This window comes from Isoptericola sediminis, assembly GCF_013085345.1.
Classification (GTDB): Bacteria; Actinomycetota; Actinomycetes; order Actinomycetales; family Cellulomonadaceae; genus Isoptericola; species Isoptericola sediminis.
On record NZ_JABFAJ010000019.1, the window covers coordinates 141,487 to 160,110 of the forward strand.

At 73.9% G+C, this 18,624-nt stretch carries 16 protein-coding genes and 2 tRNA genes; 10 read left to right on the forward strand and 8 right to left on the reverse strand.

Annotated features, from left to right (window positions below):
• The first annotated feature begins 178 nt into the window (after positions 1 to 178).
• Together HLI28_RS10930 and HLI28_RS10935 are read left to right on the forward strand one after the other, a co-directional pair.
• Complete coding sequence (locus HLI28_RS10930; protein WP_171247553.1) at positions 179 to 1,663, forward strand: dihydrolipoyl dehydrogenase family protein; 1,485 nt, start codon at positions 179 to 181, stop codon at positions 1,661 to 1,663.
• 65 nt (positions 1,664 to 1,728) lie between these two features.
• Positions 1,729 to 2,643, forward strand: a complete 915-nt coding sequence (locus tag HLI28_RS10935; RefSeq protein ID WP_171247555.1) for an ATP-grasp domain-containing protein — start codon at positions 1,729 to 1,731, stop codon at positions 2,641 to 2,643.
• 93 nt (positions 2,644 to 2,736) lie between these two features.
• On the opposite strand, the gene HLI28_RS10940 is transcribed toward HLI28_RS10935, so the two are convergent.
• From HLI28_RS10940 to HLI28_RS10975, 8 genes are all read right to left on the reverse strand, one after another.
• A complete protein-coding gene (locus HLI28_RS10940) occupies positions 2,737 to 3,651 on the reverse strand; it encodes an ABC transporter substrate-binding protein (protein WP_171247557.1) in 915 nt (304 codons plus the stop codon).
• Between the two features lie 74 nt (positions 3,652 to 3,725).
• On the reverse strand, positions 3,726 to 4,409 hold the full coding sequence (locus HLI28_RS10945; protein ID WP_171247559.1) for an ABC transporter permease: 684 nt from the start codon (positions 4,407 to 4,409) through the stop codon (positions 3,726 to 3,728).
• 1 nt (position 4,410) lies between these two features.
• Positions 4,411 to 5,049, reverse strand: a complete 639-nt coding sequence (locus tag HLI28_RS10950) for an ABC transporter permease (RefSeq protein ID WP_171247560.1) — start codon at positions 5,047 to 5,049, stop codon at positions 4,411 to 4,413.
• The gene (locus HLI28_RS10955; RefSeq protein ID WP_171247561.1) at positions 5,046 to 5,879 is read right to left on the reverse strand and encodes an ABC transporter ATP-binding protein; all 834 of its coding nucleotides are present in this window, start codon (positions 5,877 to 5,879) and stop codon (positions 5,046 to 5,048) included. Before HLI28_RS10955 ends, HLI28_RS10950 begins: the two co-directional genes overlap by 4 nt.
• Before the next feature lie 96 nt (positions 5,880 to 5,975).
• Complete coding sequence (locus HLI28_RS10960; protein WP_171247562.1) at positions 5,976 to 6,452, reverse strand: GyrI-like domain-containing protein; 477 nt, start codon at positions 6,450 to 6,452, stop codon at positions 5,976 to 5,978.
• A gap of 93 nt (positions 6,453 to 6,545) precedes the next feature.
• A tRNA-His gene (locus tag HLI28_RS10965) sits at positions 6,546 to 6,621 on the reverse strand.
• A gap of 58 nt (positions 6,622 to 6,679) precedes the next feature.
• Positions 6,680 to 7,318 (reverse strand): oligoribonuclease, encoded by a 639-nt coding sequence (gene orn, locus HLI28_RS10970; RefSeq protein WP_171247564.1) that lies wholly within the window; start codon positions 7,316 to 7,318, stop codon positions 6,680 to 6,682.
• Positions 7,319 to 7,977: 659 nt separating this feature from the next.
• Positions 7,978 to 8,051, reverse strand: a tRNA-Arg gene (locus tag HLI28_RS10975).
• A gap of 132 nt (positions 8,052 to 8,183) precedes the next feature.
• Between HLI28_RS10975 and HLI28_RS10980 the strand changes: the two genes are divergently transcribed.
• From HLI28_RS10980 to HLI28_RS11015, 8 genes are all read left to right on the forward strand, one after another.
• Complete coding sequence (locus tag HLI28_RS10980) at positions 8,184 to 8,504, forward strand: DUF3467 domain-containing protein (protein WP_171247566.1); 321 nt, start codon at positions 8,184 to 8,186, stop codon at positions 8,502 to 8,504.
• A gap of 82 nt (positions 8,505 to 8,586) precedes the next feature.
• Complete coding sequence (locus HLI28_RS10985) at positions 8,587 to 10,242, forward strand: GTPase (protein ID WP_305065886.1); 1,656 nt, start codon at positions 8,587 to 8,589, stop codon at positions 10,240 to 10,242.
• Entirely contained in the window at positions 10,239 to 11,822 is a 1,584-nt protein-coding gene (locus tag HLI28_RS10990) for a GTP-binding protein (RefSeq protein ID WP_171247568.1), read from the forward strand. Before HLI28_RS10985 ends, HLI28_RS10990 begins: the two co-directional genes overlap by 4 nt.
• A 53-nt stretch (positions 11,823 to 11,875) precedes the next feature.
• Complete coding sequence (locus tag HLI28_RS10995) at positions 11,876 to 12,385, forward strand: single-stranded DNA-binding protein (protein ID WP_171247570.1); 510 nt, start codon at positions 11,876 to 11,878, stop codon at positions 12,383 to 12,385.
• An 83-nt stretch (positions 12,386 to 12,468) separates the two neighbouring features.
• Complete coding sequence (ettA, locus tag HLI28_RS11000) at positions 12,469 to 14,151, forward strand: energy-dependent translational throttle protein EttA (protein ID WP_171247571.1); 1,683 nt, start codon at positions 12,469 to 12,471, stop codon at positions 14,149 to 14,151.
• Between the two features lie 184 nt (positions 14,152 to 14,335).
• Positions 14,336 to 16,399, forward strand: coding sequence for a dynamin family protein (locus tag HLI28_RS11005; RefSeq protein WP_171247572.1), 2,064 nt, complete (start codon positions 14,336 to 14,338; stop codon positions 16,397 to 16,399).
• The gene (locus tag HLI28_RS11010; RefSeq protein WP_171247574.1) at positions 16,396 to 18,072 is read left to right on the forward strand and encodes a GTPase; all 1,677 of its coding nucleotides are present in this window, start codon (positions 16,396 to 16,398) and stop codon (positions 18,070 to 18,072) included. Before HLI28_RS11005 ends, HLI28_RS11010 begins: the two co-directional genes overlap by 4 nt.
• Positions 18,073 to 18,109: 37 nt before the next feature.
• Positions 18,110 to 18,607, forward strand: coding sequence for an acyl-CoA thioesterase (locus HLI28_RS11015; protein WP_171247576.1), 498 nt, complete (start codon positions 18,110 to 18,112; stop codon positions 18,605 to 18,607).
• Positions 18,608 to 18,624 lie beyond the last annotated feature (17 nt).

The following is an 18,624-nucleotide window of genomic DNA, read 5'->3' on the forward strand; positions in this document are numbered from 1 at the left end:
CACTCTGCTGTCCCCGCCGCGTGCGGGGCGCCGGTCCGGTCGGCCAGCCCGGCCCTACCATCGTGCACGAATCCCACAAGCGGTTGTCGGGTTCGCCCAACCTCGCGGTCCCCGGGTGGTGGGACACCGCAGCACGACTCACGCTGCGGAACCCGCCGCGACGCGACACGATGCACCGATGGAGCAGACCTACGACGTCATCGTCATCGGGGCCGGCCCCGTCGGGGAGAACGCGGCCGACCGGGCGGCGCGCGGCGGGTTGTCCGTCGCGGTCGTCGAGGCCGAGCTGGTGGGTGGGGAGTGCTCGTACTGGGCATGCATCCCCTCCAAGACGCTGCTGCACCCCGGGGCGGCTCGGCAGGTGGCGCGCGACGCGGCCGGCGTCGCCGACCCCGGCCCGCTGGACGTGTCGGCGGTGCTCGCCCGGCGCGACGAGATGACCGGGGAGGGGGACGACTCCGGCCAGGAGGACTGGCTCGCCTCGGTGGGCATCACGCTGGTGCGGGGCCACGGCCGTCTCGTCGGTGAACGTCTCGTCGAGGTGGTCCCGGCCACCGGTGTCGACGACGACGCCGAGGGGGAGACGCACCGGCTGGCCGCGCGCTGCGCCGTCGTCGTCTCCACGGGGAGCGCGCCGGTGGTCCCGGACGTGCCCGGACTCGCCGCCGCCAACCCGTGGACCTCGCGCGAGGCCACCGCGGCCGAGGCCGTGCCCGAGTCCCTGGTGGTCCTCGGCGGGGGCGTCGTCGGGGTCGAGATGGCGACGGCCTACGCCGACCTCGGCGCGCGGGTCACCCTGCTCGCCCGGGAGGGGCTGCTCGAGGGCGCCGAACCCTTCGCCGGGGAGATGGTGGCCGACGCGCTGCGTGCCGCCGGGGTGGACGTGCGCCTCGGGGTCGAGGCCCAGCGGGTCGAGCGGCCCGCACCCGGAGGGCCCGTCACCGTGACGGTCGCCGGTGACGACGGGCCCGGGACCGTCACCGGGGCCGAGCTGCTCGTGGCCACCGGCCGGCGCCCCCGCACCGGGGACGTCGGGCTGGACAGCGTCGGGCTGGAGCCGGGCACGCCCCTGACGATCGAGGACTCGACCGCCGTCCAGGGCGTCGCAGGCGACGTCGTCGGGCACCCGTGGCTGTTCGCGTGCGGCGACGTGACGGGGCGGGTCGGGACCACCCATCAGGGCAAGTACCAGGCGCGCGTGGCCGGGGACGTGATCGCCGCCCTCTACGGGTCCGGCGGGGACGGCGAGGCGGCGGCCGCGTCGCCGGGCACCGGGTGGAGCCGGTACGCCGCCCGGGCCGACCACGGGGCGCGCACGCACGTCGTGTTCGCGCACCCCGAGGTCGCCTGGGTCGGTCCGACCGAGGCCGAGGCGACCCGTGCCGGCCTGCCGGTGCGGACCGTCTCCGTCGACCTGGGCGGCGTCGCCGGCGCCGCGGTCACCTCGCCGCACTACGGCGGACGCGTCCAGGTGCTCGTCGACAGCGAGCGCGAGGTGATCGTCGGGGCGACCGTCGTCGGGCCGGACGCCGCCGAGATGCTGCACGCCGCCACCATCGCCGTCGTGGCTGAGGTGCCGCTGGGCACGTTGTGGCACGCGGTGCCCGCCTTCCCCACGGTCAGCGAGATGTGGCTGCGCCTGCTGGAGGCCTACGGCCTGTGAGCCGGGGCGGTCCGCCTGCCGGTCGGTCGCGCCCGGTCCCGCGAGGCCCCGATATCCTGGGGCCCGTGACCACCACGACGAAGCGAGTCGGACTCGCCACCTGCTCCGTCCTGCCCGACCTCGACGCGGACGACCGTCCGATCCTCCCCGCGCTCGCCGCACGCGGCGTGACCGCGGAGCCGGTCGTGTGGGACGACCCGGACGTCGACTGGTCGTCCTACGACCTCGTCGTGGTGCGATCCACCTACGACTACTCCCCGCGCCGCGACGAGTTCATCGAGTGGGCCCGGTCGGTGCCGAACCTGGCCAACGCCGCCGACGTCATCGCCTGGAACACCGACAAGACGTACCTGCAGACCCTCGACGAGGCGGGCGTCCCGGTGATCCCCACGATCTGGCTCGACCCCGAGCGCCACCTGGGCAAGCGCGCCATCCACACCCGGATGCCGGCCTTCGGCGACTTCGTGGTCAAGCCGGTCGTGTCCGCGGGCGCGAAGGACACCGGCCGCTACCAGCCGGTGAGCGCCGAGTCGCGGGCCCTGGCGATCGAGCACGCCAAGGCGCTGCTCGACGACGGCCGTGCCGTGATGATCCAGCCCTACGTCACCAGCGTCGACACCGCCGGGGAGACCTGCCTGGTCTTCGTCGACGGCGAGGTGCAGCACGCGGTGCGCAAGAACGCGCTGCTGACCGGTCCGAGCCGGCCCACCGCGGGGCTGTACCGCAAGGAGCAGATGGAGCCGGTCGAGCCCACCGCGGCGCAGGTCGACGTGGCCCGCCGGGCGATCGCCGTGGCGCACGACCGCCTCGGGGTGACGAAGCCGTTCCTCTACGCCCGGGTCGACCTCGTCACGGGCGAGGACGGCACCCCGACCGTCATCGAGCTGGAACTCACCGAGCCGTCGCTGTGGCTCAAGCACGCCGGCGACGCCGGCACGGCGGAGCGTCTCGCCGACGCGATCGTCGCCCGCCTCGGCTGAGGCCACCCCGGACACGCATCGAGCGTGCTCACTCGGGCCCTTTCCTGAGCGAATGAGGGCCCGGGGAGCACGCTCGATGTGCGTGCGGGACGGTCAGGCGAGACCGTTCTCGCTGAGCCAGTCGGCGGCGATGTCCTCGCTGGAGCGCTGCTCCTCGGTGGACTGGACGTTGAGGTCGACCAGACCCTCCGGGGTCAGGGCGGCGCTGACCGGGTTGATCACGTCCGCCACCTGGTCGGCCACGTCGGTGCTGACCAGCGGCACGACGTTGGAGGCGAGGAACAGACCCTCGGGGTCCTCCAGCGTCACGAGGTCCTCGGTCTGGATGCGCGGGTCGGCGCTGAAGACGTTCGCGACGTCCACCGTCCCCGCCACCAGGTCCTGCACGGTCGTGTCACCGGTGGCCTCGAACGCGACGTCGACGTCGTAGACCTCCGACAGCCCCTGCGGACCGTACGGGCGCTCCTCGAGCTCGGCCGGACCGCCGAGCGTGAGGTCGTCGAGGCCGGCGAGGTCGCCGATCGAGGTCAGCCCCTCGGCCTCGGCGAACGCGGCCGTCACGTTGTAGGAGTCCTGGTCGGTGGCCGGTGACTGGTCCAGCACGGTCAGCGACTCCGGCAGGGCGTCGGCGAGCTCGGCGTAGACGTCGTCCGCCGAGGTCGCGGTCGTCTCCGGGTCGTAGTACTGCAGCAGGTTGCCGGTGTACTCCGGGAAGACCTGCACCTCGCCGGCCTCGAGCGCCGGCATGTAGGCGTCCCGCTGGCCGATGGAGTAGTTGCGTTCGACGGTGAAGCCGTCGGCCTCCAGGGCCTGGGCGTAGATCTCGGCGATGATCTCGTTCGAGTAGTAGGCCTGCGAGCCGACGACGATCGTGTCGGAGGACGTCTCCTCGCCGCCGTCGCCCGTGTCCTGCTCCAGCGGGTCCGAGTCGCCTCCGCACGCGGTGAGGGTCAGCAGTGCCGCTGCTGCGCCGGCCACGAGTGCGGTGGTGCGTCGGGTGGTGCGCATCTGTGTGCCTCTTTCCAGGTGCCAGGTCGGCGTGGGCCGTCCCAGTCAAGCACGGGGTGCCCGGTTCGTCCTGTTCAGTCGGCGGAGCGTCGGGCCGCGACGCCGTGCGGCACGACCGCGCGCTCCAGCAGCGCGAACAGCAGGTCGAGCACGACGGCGAGCACGACGATGACCAGCGCCGCGCCGAGGATCTGCGCGAAGTCGCGGATCTGGATGCCCTGGACGATGTAGAAGCCCAGCCCCCAGCTCCCGACGTACCCGGCGAGCGTCACCGTGGCCACCACCTGCAGGGTCGCCGAGCGCAGGCCGCCGATCAGCAGCGGCAGACCCAGCGGGATCTCGACCTTGCCCAGTACCTGGCGGGACGTCATGCCGACCGCCCGTGCGCCGTCGACCACCCGGCGCTCCACGGCCTCCACGCCGGAGTAGGCGCCCGCGAGGATCGGCGGGATCGCCAGCAGCACGAACGCCGTCGTCGACGCCCCCACCTTGTGGGTGACCCCGAAGACCAGGACGAGCAGCAGCACCAGACCGAACGACGGCACCGCCCGCGCCGCGCCCGACAGCGCGACCGCGGCCTCGCGACCCCGGCCGGTGTGCCCGACGAGCCAGCCGGCCGGGACGGCCACGGCCGCGGCGATGAGCACGGACACGAACGTGAACGCCAGGTGCGTCCAGATCGCCTCGGACAGGGGCAGCGAACCCGACTGCGCCTCGGGGGAGAAGATCCAGGCGATCGCGTCGGCGAAGAGGTCCATCTCACGCCCCCTTCCGGGTCCAGGGCATGAGCGCCCGCCCCGCGAGCACCAGCAGCCAGTCCACCAGCAGCGCGATGACGACGACGGCGACCACGCCGGCGAGGATCTCGGGGATGATCTGGCGCTGGTAGCCGTTGGTGAACAGGTAGCCGAGGTTGTCGATCCCGATGAGGATGCCGACGGTGCACAGCGAGATGGTCGACACCGCGGTCACCCGCAGGCCGGCCAGCACGACCGGGCCGGCCAGGGGCAGGTCCACCTGCCAGAACCGCCGCCACGTGCCGTACCCGACGGCGTCGGCCGCCTGCCGCACGGACGGCTCGACGGAGGACAGCGCGTCGGCGACGAACCGGGTCATGATCGCCACGGCATAGATCGTCAGCGCGACGATCAGGTTGACCTCCGACAGGAAGCTGATGCCCAGCAGCGGCGGCAGCAGCGCGAACAGCGCCAGCGACGGGATCGTGTACAGCAGGCCCACGGCCGTCAGCACCACGCCGCGGGTGAGGCGGAAGCGGAACGCGAACCAGCCCGCCGGGATCGACAGCAGCAGCCCCAGGACGATGGGCAGCGCGCTCTGCCGCAGGTGCTCGACCGTCAGCCGACCGATGAGGTCGAGGTTCTCGACGACCCAGCTCATGCGGTGCCTTCGTCGTCGTCCCCGACCAGCCGGCCCTGGGTGCGACCCGTGGCGTCCACCAGCACCGTGCCGTGACCGGTCTCCTTGGTGCGCAGCGCCCGCGCCCCCCGCTCGGTGCCGATGAAGCTGGCCACGAACTCGCTCGCCGGGTTCTCGATGATCTCGCTCGGGGAGCCGATCTGGGCGACCTGCGCACCGGTCTCGAGGATCACCACCTGGTCCCCGAGCAGGAACGCCTCGTCGATGTCGTGGGTGACGAACACGACGGTCTTGTGCAGCTCCTGCTGCAGGCGCAGCGTCTCCGTCTGCAGCTCGGCCCGCACGATCGGGTCGACGGCGCCGAACGGCTCGTCCATGAGCAGGATGTTCGGGTCGGCGGCCAGCGCGCGCGCCACCCCGACGCGCTGCTGCTGGCCCCCGGAGAGCTGGCTCGGGTAGCGGGTGGCCAGCGAGCGGTCCAGGCCGACGACGTCGAGCACCTCCATCGCGCGGTCCCGGGCCTGCTGCTTGGGCGTGCCCTCCAGCCGCAGCACGGTGGCGACGTTGTCGACGACGCGGTGGTGGGGGAGCAGGCCGCCGTTCTGTAGCACGTACCCGATGCTGCGCCGGAGCCGCACGGGATCGCGCTCCGCGATCGACTCGCCGTCGATCTCGATGGTGCCCGACGTCGGCTCCACCATGCGGTTGATCATCCGCAGCAGGGTGGTCTTGCCGCTGCCGGAGGAACCGACCAGCACCGTCGTGGTGTGGGCGGGCACGACCAGGGAGAAGTCGTCCACGGCGTGCGTGCCGTCGGGATAGGTCTTGGTGACCGACCGGAACTCGATCATCGGGTCTGCTCGCCTCCGGGCGCTCGCGGGGATACCGGCCCCAGCCGATCACACCTGGGCGCGGTGTGCGAGCGAACCCGCCGGTCGCGGCGGCTCTCAGCCCACGAGATCGACGCCGACGAGCGTCTCGGTGCGGGACGGGTCGCCGCCCGGCGACGGTTCGGTGAGGTACTGCTCCCAGGCGATCCCGGTCGGGACGAGGCCCTGGGCGGCGACCCAGCCGAAGAGGTGCTCGTAGGCGGGCGCGATCTGGTCGTACTCGCCGCGCACCAGCACCGTGGCCGCCCGGCCGGCGGGCAGGGTCTCGCCGGCGACCTCGCCGTCGTCGGCGAACGGTTCCGCGACCGGCACGGCGACCGACAGGTCGAGGGTCTCGGCGGGCATGCGGTGGCTGATGCCCAGCGGCGGCCCGACGGGTTCGACGCCCGCGCGGCCCAGGGCCGCGAAGATCAGCGGGAGGGCCCGGTCGTAGAGAGCGGGGATGTCGGCGAGGGCGACCGTCTCGCGGACCACGGCGAGGTGCTGCTCGCCGCGGGTCTCGATCGTGGGGTCGGTGAACGACGGTGCGGACATGGTCGGACTCCCTCGCGTCGGTGCGTGGGATCGATCCTAGCGAGCCGGGAGACGAGGAGACGGTCCCGGCGCGTCGCGCCGAGACCGTCTCGATGGGGTGGCTAACCGGGCTTGAACCGGCGACCTCCTGGACCACAACCAGGCGCTCTACCGACTGAGCTATAGCCACCACGGCCGCCGCGCAGAGCTTTGCGGCCGTCGAAAAGTGTACATGGTCAGGGACGTGATCAGGACATCGAGGTCGAGTTCGTGACCGAGGTCTCCTTGATCCGGGCAGCGACCTGGCGTGCGGTCTTGGTGTCCGGACCGGGCTGGGGCACGAACAGTGCCTCGCGGTAGTACCGCAGCTCGTCGATCGACTCCAGGATGTCCGCCAGCGCGCGGTGGCCCCCGTCCTTGGGCGGGGAGGCGAAGTAGACCCGCGGGTACCAGCGGCGGGCGAGCTCCTTGACGGAGGACACGTCGACGATCCTGTAGTGCAGGTGGCCCGTCAGCTCGGGCATGTCCCGCTCCAGGAACACCTTGTCGGTGCCCACGGAGTTGCCGGCCAGGGGCGCCTTGCGGACCTCGGGCACGTACTCGCGGACGTACGCCAGCACGCGGGCCTCGGCGTCGGCCAGCGTGGTGCCGGCGTCCAGCTCGGTGAGCAGGCCGGACGTCGTGTGCATCTCGCGCACGAAGTCGTTCATCTGCTCCAGGGCCTCGGCCGGCGGTCGGATGACGACGTCGACGCCGTCCCCGAGCACGTTGAGCTCGGAGTCGGTGACCACGGCGGCCACCTCCACCAGGGCGTCCGCCCGGGTGTCGAGGCCGGTCATCTCGCAGTCGATCCACACGATGCGGTCGTTCGGGTTGCTCGGGCTCACGGGGATCAGCCTACGTTCCGCGCGGCACGGGTCGGGGGAGCGGCCCGCCGCAGCAGGGAGCCCCGGCGGTCCGGACGCTCGGAGAGGTCGCGGTCCGCCGGGGCTCGGTGGACGGGTGGTCGTGCCGGGGCGTCATGCCACGCGGGCGCCGGACACGTGGCCGACGGACGGCCGCCGCACCGGGAACAGGTGCCGCAGTCGCGGCCGCCGCGGGGATGCTGACGCCTGCGGGGCGGCGCGCCGCTCCCGGGCATGCCGGGCACGTGCTGCCTCCGCCTGCCGCTCCTCGTGGAGGGCTCGGGCGACGGCATGTGCTTCGAGGGGATGCATGGATCGACTTCTTTCGTGACGTGGGGAGACATGGCCCGGGCCAGGGGCCACCCGTGCGCCCGGAAGGGTCCGGACGACGTCACCGCGGTGTGGTTCGAGGATGCCTCGAGGGGTGGACCGCATGCACGGTCTTTTCTGACAGGGAGCCGAGGGAGGCGTCCGGAGTACGTTGCGGGCCCGACTTCACCCACCGCGGCCGGCCGGGGTGGCGCCCGGCAGCCGGCGTGCGACGGGGATGGTGCGCCCGGCGCCGAGGAGAGGTGATGGCCGGGATGTCCCGGTCACGAGGGCGGTCGGTGAGCCGACGACGTCGTGCGTCGCGGTGTCGGTGCCCCCGGCAGGATTCGAACCCGCGACCTAGTCATTAGAAGTGACCCGCTCTGTCCAGCTGAGCTACGGAGGCAAGCGTGCCGAGTTTAGCCGAGGGCCGGGACGGGCCGGCGCGGCCGGGGTCTCCCGGTCCGTCGGTCCCCGTCGTCGGGGGTCCGGGCGGGTACGGTCGAGGGGACCGACTCCCTGTCGCGAGAGGACCGTCATGGCCAGCAGCGAGCTCCGGCTCCAGGTCGACCTGCCCACCGAGCACGAGACGGGGGTGCCCGCCGACTTCGCCTCCGTGTGGCACACGTCGGCCTCGTTCGTCCTCGACTTCGTCGCCGCGAAGTCCCCGGCCAAGGCGGCCGTCGACAAGACGACCGGGGCCGAGACGGGCGGGAGGGTGATGCCCGCCCGGGTCGTCTCCCGCGTGCGGATCCCGCCGCAGCAGGTGTTCGAGCTGGCGCGCGCCCTGACCCAGCAGCTCGACGCGTGGGAGCGGGAGACGGGTCACAAGGCGGACGGGTCCGGCCCGAAGGACTGACCGCCCTGGTCCGGACGGCGGAAACGTCGGCCGGTCGGCGCGCGCGTTTGGCACCGACCGCCCGGCAGGCCAGGATGTTGGCGTGACTACCTCCATGCGCTCGAGCCGGTTCCTCGGTGGACGGTCCGGCGCCGATGCGGACGCGGAGATCGGTCTCACCGTCTACGACGTCGCCAAGGACCTGCGGCGCGACGTCGCCGCGGTGCGGCTGCCCATGCCCCTCGACGGAGCCGCTGAGGCGGAGGGTTCGCGCGACCGCCTGCTCGCCCAGCTCGACGAGCACCTCCTGCCGCGGATGGCCGAGCTCAGCTCGCCCGCGATCGTCGTCGTCGCGGGTTCCACCGGCGCCGGCAAGTCGACGCTGTACAACTCGCTGCTGGGGGAGGAGATCTCCGCCGCCGGCGTGCTGCGTCCGACCACCCGTGAACCGGTGCTCGCCTTCAACCCGGCCGACGCCGACGTCATCGCCGAGGGGCCGGTCACCGAGCTGTCCCGGGTCGTGCACCACGAGGGCGTGCCCCGCGGCACGGCTCTGCTCGACGCCCCCGACCTCGACTCGTTCGTCCAGGAGAACCGGTCCACGGCCCAGCAGCTCCTCGAGGCCGCCGACCTGTGGCTGTTCGTCACCACGGCCTCCCGGTACGGCGACGCGCTGCCCTGGCAGGCCCTGGCGCGGGCGACCGAACGCGGCGCCTCCGTGGCGATGGTGCTCAACCGCGTCCCGCGCGAGGACCTGGTCACCATCCGCGGGGACCTCATGAGCCGGCTCCGTGCGCACGGCATGGTCGACACGCCGCTGTTCGTCGTGCCCGACGTCGGCCCTCACGAGGGGCTGCTCGAGGACAAGCCGGTCGCCCAGGTCAAGCGCTGGCTCACGATGCTGGCCGGGCCGGAGCGGTCCCGTGCCGTCGTGGTGCGCACGCTCAAGGGATCCCTGAACGCCCTGCCGGGCTGGGTGACGTCCCTGGCCGACGCCGTCGAGGCGCAGGCCGCGGCCGCGACGACGCTCCGTCGCACCGTGGAGGCCGAGGTGCCCGCCGCCCGGGGGCTCGCCCGGGACGCCGTCGGCGCCGGCGTCGTCGCGGGGGCCGCGGTCGAGGCACGGTGGCGCGAGCTGTCGGGCACGGCCCGGATCGACCGGCTGAAGTTCCGCGGTGACCACGTCCGCAGCACGCGTCGTGCCGGGCGGATCCGCTCAGCCGGGCTGGACCTGCTGCGCGAGGACATCCGGCAGGCCGCCGAGCACACCCTCACGGCCTCCGGAGCTCGTGTCGCCGACCGGTTGCGTGCCGTGCTGGACGGTCCGGCCGCGCCGCCCGGTGGCGCGGCCGTACTGCCGGACGCCGACGACCGGGCGACCGACCGCGAGCAGGCCGTCCCCGCGACGGTCTCCGCCTGGGCCGACGAGGCCGACCGTCGGGTCGCCGACGTCCTCGGCGCCGAGCCGTCCCGGCCCGTCACCGCGGCCGCCCGGGCGTTCGGGGAGCGCGGTCTGGCGACCCTGCTGCTCGCCGCGGCGGCCGGCAGCGACGACGCGCGCCGGCTGCTGGACCGCGTGCTCGGGGACGTGCTGGACGACCAGGTCGACGCACTGCGCGACGACCTCGCCGACCGGGCCGCCGCCGTCGTCGACCGCGAGGTCGACGCCGTCCTGGAGGGCCTGGACTCACCCCACCTGGCCGACGACGCTGCGTCCCCGCTGCGCCTGCGCCTCGCCGAGCTGAGGAGGCTCACGTGAACCCCTCGCACGACGCGACCCTGCGGGCCCGCACCGAGGACCTCGCCCGGGCCCTCGACCTCGCCGGCCCGCGTCTCGACGCCGCGACCGCCGAGCGGGTCCGGACCGCGGTCGAGGGAGTGCGGCAACGCCTCGACCTCGGCGTCGACCACACCGTGGTGGCGCTCGCCGGCGGCACCGGATCGGGCAAGTCGAGCCTGTTCAACAAGATCTCCCGGCTGTCGTTCGCCGACGTGGGCGTCAAGCGGCCGACGACCGCCCGCGTGACGGCCTGCTCGTGGTCCGACGAGGCCGATCCGCTGCTGGACTGGGTCGGCGTCGACCGCGAGCGGCGCATCACCCACTCCGAGGTCCTCGAGGGGGACGGCGCCGGGGCCATGGCGGGTCTGGTGCTGCTCGACCTGCCCGACCACGACTCCGTCGAGCCGGCCCACCGGGAGGTCGTGGACCGGGTGCTGCCGCTGGTCGACCTGCTGGTGTGGGTCGTGGACCCGCAGAAGTACGCCGACGACGCCCTGCACTCCGGCTACCTGCGTGCCCAGGTCGGTTCGGAGTCCTCGATGGTCGTGGTCCTGAACCAGGTCGACACCGTCCCGGACTCCCAGCGTGACAACCTGGTGGAGGACCTGGAGCGGCTGCTCGCCGACGACGGCCTGCACGACGTCTTCGTCCAGCCGGTCTCCGCGCGTACCGGTGAAGGTGTCGCCCGGGTGCGCGAGGTGCTCGAGGAGGCCTGCGCGCGCCGGTCCGTCGCGGCCGGGCGGGCCGCGGCCGAGCTCGACGCCGCCGGGGCCGCGCTGCTGGCGCAGACGCCGGCGGACGTGCCCTGGCGGCTCGACGCGGCGGTCGACCGTGAGCTCGAACCGGTGGTGGCCGCGACCGGTCTCGACGCCGTGGCCAGCCAGGTGGGTGCCGCGGTGCGCAACCGGTACGGGATGCCGGAGCTGCCCGCGCCGGACCGGGACGCGATCGCCCTGGCGCGCGCACGCTGGCTGACCCGCGCCGGGGCGTCGCTGCGTCCCGGGTGGCAGCGGTCGCTGGCCGAGTCGGCCGCCTCCGCCGACCAGCTGCGCGCCGCGGTGACCGCGGCGCTGCGTGAGGTCGACCTGGACGTGAGCGGCCCGCGGCACGCGCGGACGCTGCGCCGGGTGGCGTGGGTCTGCCTCGCCCTGGGCGTCGTGCTCGGGGTGGTCGGTGGGCTCGCGCTCGGCGACGTCCTGTCCCTGGCCCAGCCGTGGGGGCTGGTGCTGGCGGCGTCCGGCGGTGCCCTGGTGGTGGCGGCCGGGGTGCTCGCGGTCGTGCGGGTGGTGCAGCGTCGTCGCAAGGCTCGGCGTCGGCAGGAGGAGGTGCGCTCCGAAGGGCGACGAGCCGTCCGGGACGTGCTGGTGGCCCGGCTGGGCGAGCCCACCGAGCGCGTGCTCGGCGAGCACCGACAGGTGCGCGAGCGCGCCCTGTCCGTGCGGGAGCTGCCGTCGGCGGCACCGCTGACCGGGAGCCACCGGCTACCCACAGCGGACGAGATCGCCGCGTCGTCCACCGACGCGACCGACGAGGGGGACCGAGCCGGCGCGGTGACGTGAACCTGGGGCGGACGGCCGGCACCGCGCCGGCCCGAGGATCCCAGGAGGACGCGATGAGCGACGCGAAGGTGACCGTGACCGGCTACGTCGGGACGACCCCGGTGCTGCACCTGTCGGCCCACGACGTGCCGTGGACGAGCTTCCGGGTGGGCAGCACCCGGCGGCTGCGTGACGCCGCCACGGGGGAGTGGCGCGACGGACGGACCACGTGGTTCACCGTCAAGGCCTTCCGCGGTGCGGCGCGCACGATCTGCGAGTCGATCACGCCGGGACAGCCCGTCGTCGTCACGGGCCGCCCCTCGACCGAGGAGTGGGTCGACAAGGAGGGCCGGGACCGGTACGCGCTGATCATCGACGCCGACGCCGTCGGCCCCGACGCGACCCGCGGCCTGACGCGGTTCACCAAGGTGACCCACGACGACCCGGCCACGGAGCGGGCGCCGGCCGGCCCGACGGCCTCCGCCGACCCGTGGGACGACGGTTCCGACGCGGCGGCGGATCGCGACGGGGCCGACGACCCCGATGAGGCCCTCGATCCCGCCGCGGAGGCCGCCGTCGCGTAGGCTGGGTCACCGGCCGCACGCCGCGAGGCGGCGTGCCTGCCGGAACCCCAGACGAAGCGCGATCGAACGGTGGAAGCAAGCCAGTGGCTGAGTTCATCTACTCCATGTACAAGGCGCGCAAGGCGCACGGCGACAAGGTCATCCTCGACGACGTGTCGCTGAACTTCCTGCCCGGCGCCAAGATCGGCGTCGTCGGCCCGAACGGCGCCGGGAAGTCGACGATCCTCAAGATCATGGCCGGGCTCGACCAGCCCTCCAACGGCGAGGCGCGCCTCTCCCCGGGCTACACGGTCGGCATCCTGCAGCAGGAGCCTCCGCTCAACGAGTCCAAGACCGTCCTCGGGAACGTCGAGGAGGGCGTGGGCCCGATCAAGGCGAAGGTCGACCGGTTCAACGAGATCTCCGCTCTCATGGCCGAGCCCGACGCGGACTTCGACGCCCTGATGTCCGAGATGGGTGAGCTCCAGGAGGCCATCGACGCCGCCGACGCCTGGGACCTCGACAGCCAGCTCGAGCAGGCGATGGACGCGCTGCGCTGCCCCCCGCCGGACGCCGAGGTCTCGGTGCTCTCCGGTGGTGAGCGCCGCCGCGTCGCGCTGTGCAAGCTGCTGCTCGAGAAGCCCGACCTGCTGCTGCTGGACGAGCCCACCAACCACCTGGACGCCGAGTCCGTCCTGTGGCTGGAGCAGCACCTGGCCACCTACCCGGGCGCCGTCCTGGCGGTGACCCACGACCGCTACTTCCTCGACCACGTCGCCGAGTGGATCTGCGAGGTCGACCGCGGCCGGCTCTACCCCTACGAGGGCAACTACTCCACCTACCTGGAGAAGAAGCAGGAGCGTCTGAAGGTCCAGGGCAAGAAGGACCAGAAGCTCGCCAAGCGTCTCAAGGACGAGCTGGAGTGGGTGCGGCAGAACGCCAAGGGCCGCCAGACCAAGTCCAAGGCGCGGCTGGCCCGCTACGAGGAGATGGCCGCCGAGGCCGAGCGAACCAAGAAGCTCGACTTCGAGGAGATCCAGATCCCGGCCGGCCCGCGCCTGGGCAACGTCGTGCTCGAGGCCGAGAACCTGCAGAAGGGCTTCGGCGACCGCCAGCTCATCGACGGCCTGAGCTTCACGCTGCCGCGCAACGGCATCGTCGGCGTCATCGGGCCCAACGGCGTCGGCAAGACGACGCTGTTCAAGACGATCGTCGGCATGGAGCCCCTCGACGGTGGCGACCTCAAGGTCGGCGACACGGTCAAGATCTCCTACGTCGACCAGTCCCGCGGCGGCATCGACCCGGACAAGTCCCTGTGGGAGGTCGTCTCGGATGGTCTGGACTTCATCCAGGTCGGCAACGTCGAGATCCCGTCGCGCGCCTACGTGGCGTCCTTCGGCTTCAAGGGCGCCGACCAGCAGAAGCCGGCCGGGGTGCTCTCCGGTGGTGAGCGCAACCGTCTGAACCTGGCGCTGACCCTCAAGCAGGGCGGCAACCTCCTGCTGCTCGACGAGCCCACCAACGACCTGGACGTCGAGACCCTCGGCTCGCTGGAGAACGCGCTGCTCGAGTTCCCCGGCTGCGCCGTCGTCGTGTCCCACGACCGCTGGTTCCTCGACCGCGTGGCCACGCACATCCTGGCCTACGAGGGCACCGAGGAGAACCCCGCGAACTGGTACTGGTTCGAGGGCAACTTCGCCTCCTACGAGGAGAACAAGGTCGAGCGGCTCGGCGCCGAGGCGGCCCGGCCGCACCGCGTGACCTACCGTCGCCTGACCCGCGACTGATCCTCCCCTCGCGGACGAAGCCCGTGACCTCGACGACGTCGGGTCACGGGCTTCGCCGTGCTCGGGGTCACGGAGCAGCGACGACGCTCCTGACCAGCATCGTCACCCGGTGGGCCGCAGCAGGGGACGACACGGACACCGGGACGTCCCTGCACCGAACGTCCGGAGTGTGCAGACTGGGCACATGACGCAGACCGGCCCGCAGGAGGAACCCGCCGAGCCGTCGTCGACCCTCGAGGACACCACCGCACCCGCCGAGCAGCCGGTCTCGGCGAGCTCGGCGCTGACCTCGGACGCGACCACCGCCGCCCTCGTCGACGCGCTCGAGGGGCTGCGCGCCCGGCTCGGCGCGCTGCGGCTCCCCCTGGAGGTCCCGGGGGCTGCCCACGCCCGCGAGGACCTGGCGCGGGCCACGGACCAGCTCGACGACTACCTGCTGCCCCGGCTCCGGGCCGAGCGCGCACCCCTGCTCGCCGTCGTCGGCGGGTCGACCGGCGCGGGCAAGTCCACCCTGGTCAACTCCCTGCTCGGCGAACAGGTCACGACACCCGGCGTGCTGCGACCCACCACCCGGTCACCGGTGCTCGTCCACCATCCTCTGGACGCGCGCTGGTTCGGTGCCGACCGCGTGCTGCCCGGGCTCGCACGCGTCGCGACGCACGGCGGGTCGACCGAGGCGTCCCCGGACCACGACGGGGCCGGGGCGCGGACCCGGACCCTGCGCCTGGTGCCCAGCGCCAACCTGCCCCAGGGGCTGGCTCTGCTCGACGCCCCGGACGTCGACTCCGTCGAGGAGGCCAACCGCGAGCTCGCCGGCCAGCTCCTCGGCGCGGCCGACCTGTGGCTGTTCGTCACCACCGCGGCGCGGTACGCGGACGCCGTCCCCTGGGAGCTGCTGACCACCGCCGCGTCGCGGCGGGCGCAGGTCGCCCTCGTGCTCGACCGTGTCGACCCGGGGACGGAGGAGGTCGCCGCCGACCTGCGGCGCCTCATGACCGAGCACGGCCTGGGCGAGGCGTCGCTGTTCGTCGTGCCCGAGACGGGCGCCGTCGGCGAGGAGCGGATGATCGACGGGCTGCTGCCCGAGTCCGCCGTGAGCGAGCTGGCGACCTGGCTGTCCGGCGTCGGCGGGGACCCGGACTCGCGCGCCCGCGTCATCACCGCCACCCGTGACGGCGTGGTGGACGACCTCGTGCGCCGCACCAACGCCCTGGCCGACGCCGCCGACGCCCAGCAGGCGGCCGACGCCCGACTGCGCGGCGCCGTCGAGCGGCACCACCGCGAGGCGCTGCGCCAGGTGGAGGCCGCCACGTCCGACGGCGCCCTGCTGCGCGGGGAGGTCCTCGCCCGGTGGCAGGACTTCATCGGCACCGGCGAGTTCTTCCGGTCGCTCGAGGCCGGCGTCGGCAAGGTCCGCGACGCCGTCGGCCGGTTCTTCCGGGGCCGGCCCAAGGAGGCGCCGCAGGTCGAGCAGGCCATCGCCCACGGCCTGGAGTCCGTGCTCCTCGACGGGGCCGAGCAGGCTGCCGAACGCACCTACGCGGACTGGCGCGACGACGTCGCCGGCTCCGCCCTGCTCGACGGCCTCGAGCTGTCCCGCACCGCCCCGAACCTGCGCGCCGAGGTGGCCGAGGCCATCCGCGGCTGGCAGGGCGACGTCCTGGCCCTGGTGCGCGAGCAGGGGGAGGGGCGCCGGGGAACCGCCCGCGCCCTGTCCTTCGGTGTCAACGCCCTCGGCGTGAGCCTCATGGTGGTCGTCTTCGCCTCGACCGCCGGGCTGACCGGCCTGGAGATCGGGATCGCCGGCGGCACGGCCGTGGCCGGGCAGAAGCTGCTCGAGGCGGTGTTCGGCGACGACGCGGTGCGGCGACTGGCGGCGCAGGCCAAGGAACGGCTCACCGCTCGCGTGGACACCGTGCTGCGCGGGCAGGCGGCCCGCTACACCGCCCAGCTCGACGCCCTCGGCGCCGACCGGGCCGACGGACGGCGCCTCCGGGACGCGGCGCAGGACGTCGCGGAGGCGTCGCGGACGGAACGTTCGGGGCGCGAGCGCCCGGCCGACGGGCTCACCCGGCCCTGGAGCGGGGGCCTGCTGCGGGGTGCCGGGACGTTGCGCCCCCCGACCGGTCCCGACGGGGTCCCCCGCGTGCCGGGGACGCTCGCCGGGCGGGACACGGGCGCCACGGCGTCCGGGGAGGAACCCCGCCGACCGTTCTGGAAGCGCTGGCGACGGAAGGACCGTGCATGAAGGCCCCCGACCTGTCGACCCGGACCGCGGCGCTCGACCGTGCCGTCGAGGCCGGGCAGGGGCGGCTGGACCGCGAGCTGGCGGACTCGGCGCGCGGCGTGGTCGAGCGTGCCCGCGAACGCGGCGGGCTGAGCGCCGAGCACACCGTCGCGGCGCTCGCCGGAGCCACCGGGTCCGGCAAGTCGAGCGTGCTCAACGCCGTCGCCGGCGCCGACGTCGCCGAGCCGGGCGTCCAGCGGCCCACGACGGCGCACGCGCTCGCCGCGGTCTGGGGCGAGGGCGCCGACGAGCTGCTGGACTGGCTGGACGTGCCGCGTCGGCACGAGATGGAACCCGTCGAGGGCCAGGCGCCGGCGACCGGCGTGCTGCGTCGCACCCGGCCGGCCGGCATCTCGACGGGTCTCGTGCTGCTCGACCTGCCCGACCACGACTCGGTGGTGGTCGAGCACCGGGTGCGTGCCGAGCGTCTCGTGGAACGGGCCGACCTGCTGGTGTGGGTCGTCGACCCGCAGAAGTACGCCGACGCCGCGCTGCACGAGCGATACCTGCGCGCGTTGGCGGGGCGGTCCGAGGTGGTCGTGATCGCGCTGAACCAGGTCGACCGGTTGTCGTCGGCGGAGACGGACGCTCTCCTCGCGGACCTGCGTCGTCTGGTGGCCGCCGACGGTCTGGGTGGCGCCCGGGTGCTGCCGGTGTCGGCCCGCACCGGGCAGGGGATCGACGCGCTGCGCGGTCTGCTGGCCGAGGCGGCGCGTCGTCGCGAGGCGTCCACCGCCCGGCTGACCGCCGACGTGCGAGCCGTGGCCGGACGGGTCCTCGACGCGAGCGGGCAGGCCCCGCCGGCCCGGGCCGCCGACCGTGCCCAGGGCGCGCTCGTGGACGCTCTCGAGGACGCGGCCGGGGCGACGACCGTGGTCGAGGCGGTGCGGAGGTCGGCGCGTCGGGACGCGCGGCTGGCCACCGGCTGGCCGGTCACCCGCTGGATCGGGCGGACTCGCCACGACCCCCTGCGCCGGCTCGGACTGCGACGCGACGACCTGCGCGTTCCGGTCGACCGTCCGGATCTCGCGCGCACGTCCCTGCCGCAGACCCGGCCGAGCGTGCGGGCGGCCACCGCGACCGCGGTGCGTTCCTACGTCGACCACGTCACCGAGGGGGCGCCGGACGCCTGGGTGCTGGCCGCCCGGGACCGCGGGTCGACGGCGATCGACCGCCTGCCCGACTCCCTGGACCAGGCCGTCGCGGGCACGCGTCTCGAGGAGGAACGTCGTCCCCTGTGGTGGCGGGTCGTCGGGGTGCTGCAGTGGCTGCTGCTCGCCGCGGCGGTGGTGGGGCTCGGCTGGCTCGGACTCGCGGCCGCGCTGTCGTACTTCCAGCTGCCGCCGCTGCTCGTGCCGGACCTGACCGTGGACCTCACGGACCGGGGCGGCGGAACCTTCGAGCTGCCGTGGCCCACGGCACTGGCCCTCGGGGGGATCGTGGCCGGCCTGCTGCTCGCCCTGCTCTCCCGCGGGGCGGGCGCCCTGGGTGCCCGACGGCGCGCCGGTCGGGTCCGGCGGCGGCTCCGGGCCGCGGTCAGCGAGGTCGCCGAGACCGAGGTCCGCCGCCCGGTGGCGGCCGAGATGGAGGCGCTGGCGACGTGCCGGGAGGCGGCGGCGGTCGCCGCCGCCTGAGGTCGGCCGCCTGCCGTCAGCGTGCGACGATGCCGCCATGACTCGTCTGCACGTCCCCGTCTCGCTGCGCTGGTCGGACCTCGACGCCTACCAGCACGTCAACAACGTCGCGATGCTCCGGCTGCTCGAGGACGCGCGGATCACCGCGTTCTGGCGGCACCCGGAGGCCGAGGACCCGTGGCCGACAGCGGTTCTGGCCACCGGTCCGCACGCGACCTCGCACACCCTGGTGGCCGGCCAGCAGGCCGACTACCTGCGTCCGCTGGGATTCACGCGTGACCCCGTCCGCGTGGAGATGTGGATCGGTGCGATCGGGGGTGCGTCCCTCGAGGTCTGCTACGAGGTGTACGACGGGGCGCACGGCGGCTTCCCGCGGACGGGTCCCGCGTCGGGGCTGGAGCCCTACACCCGGGCCACGACGACGATCGTGGTGATCGACGCCGCCTCGGGTCGGCCGCGGCGGATCACGCCCGAGGAGCGGGCCGTCTTCGAGCGGTTCGCGGAGGACCCGATCGAGTTCCGCCGACGCCGCTGACCCACCCCACCCGTTGT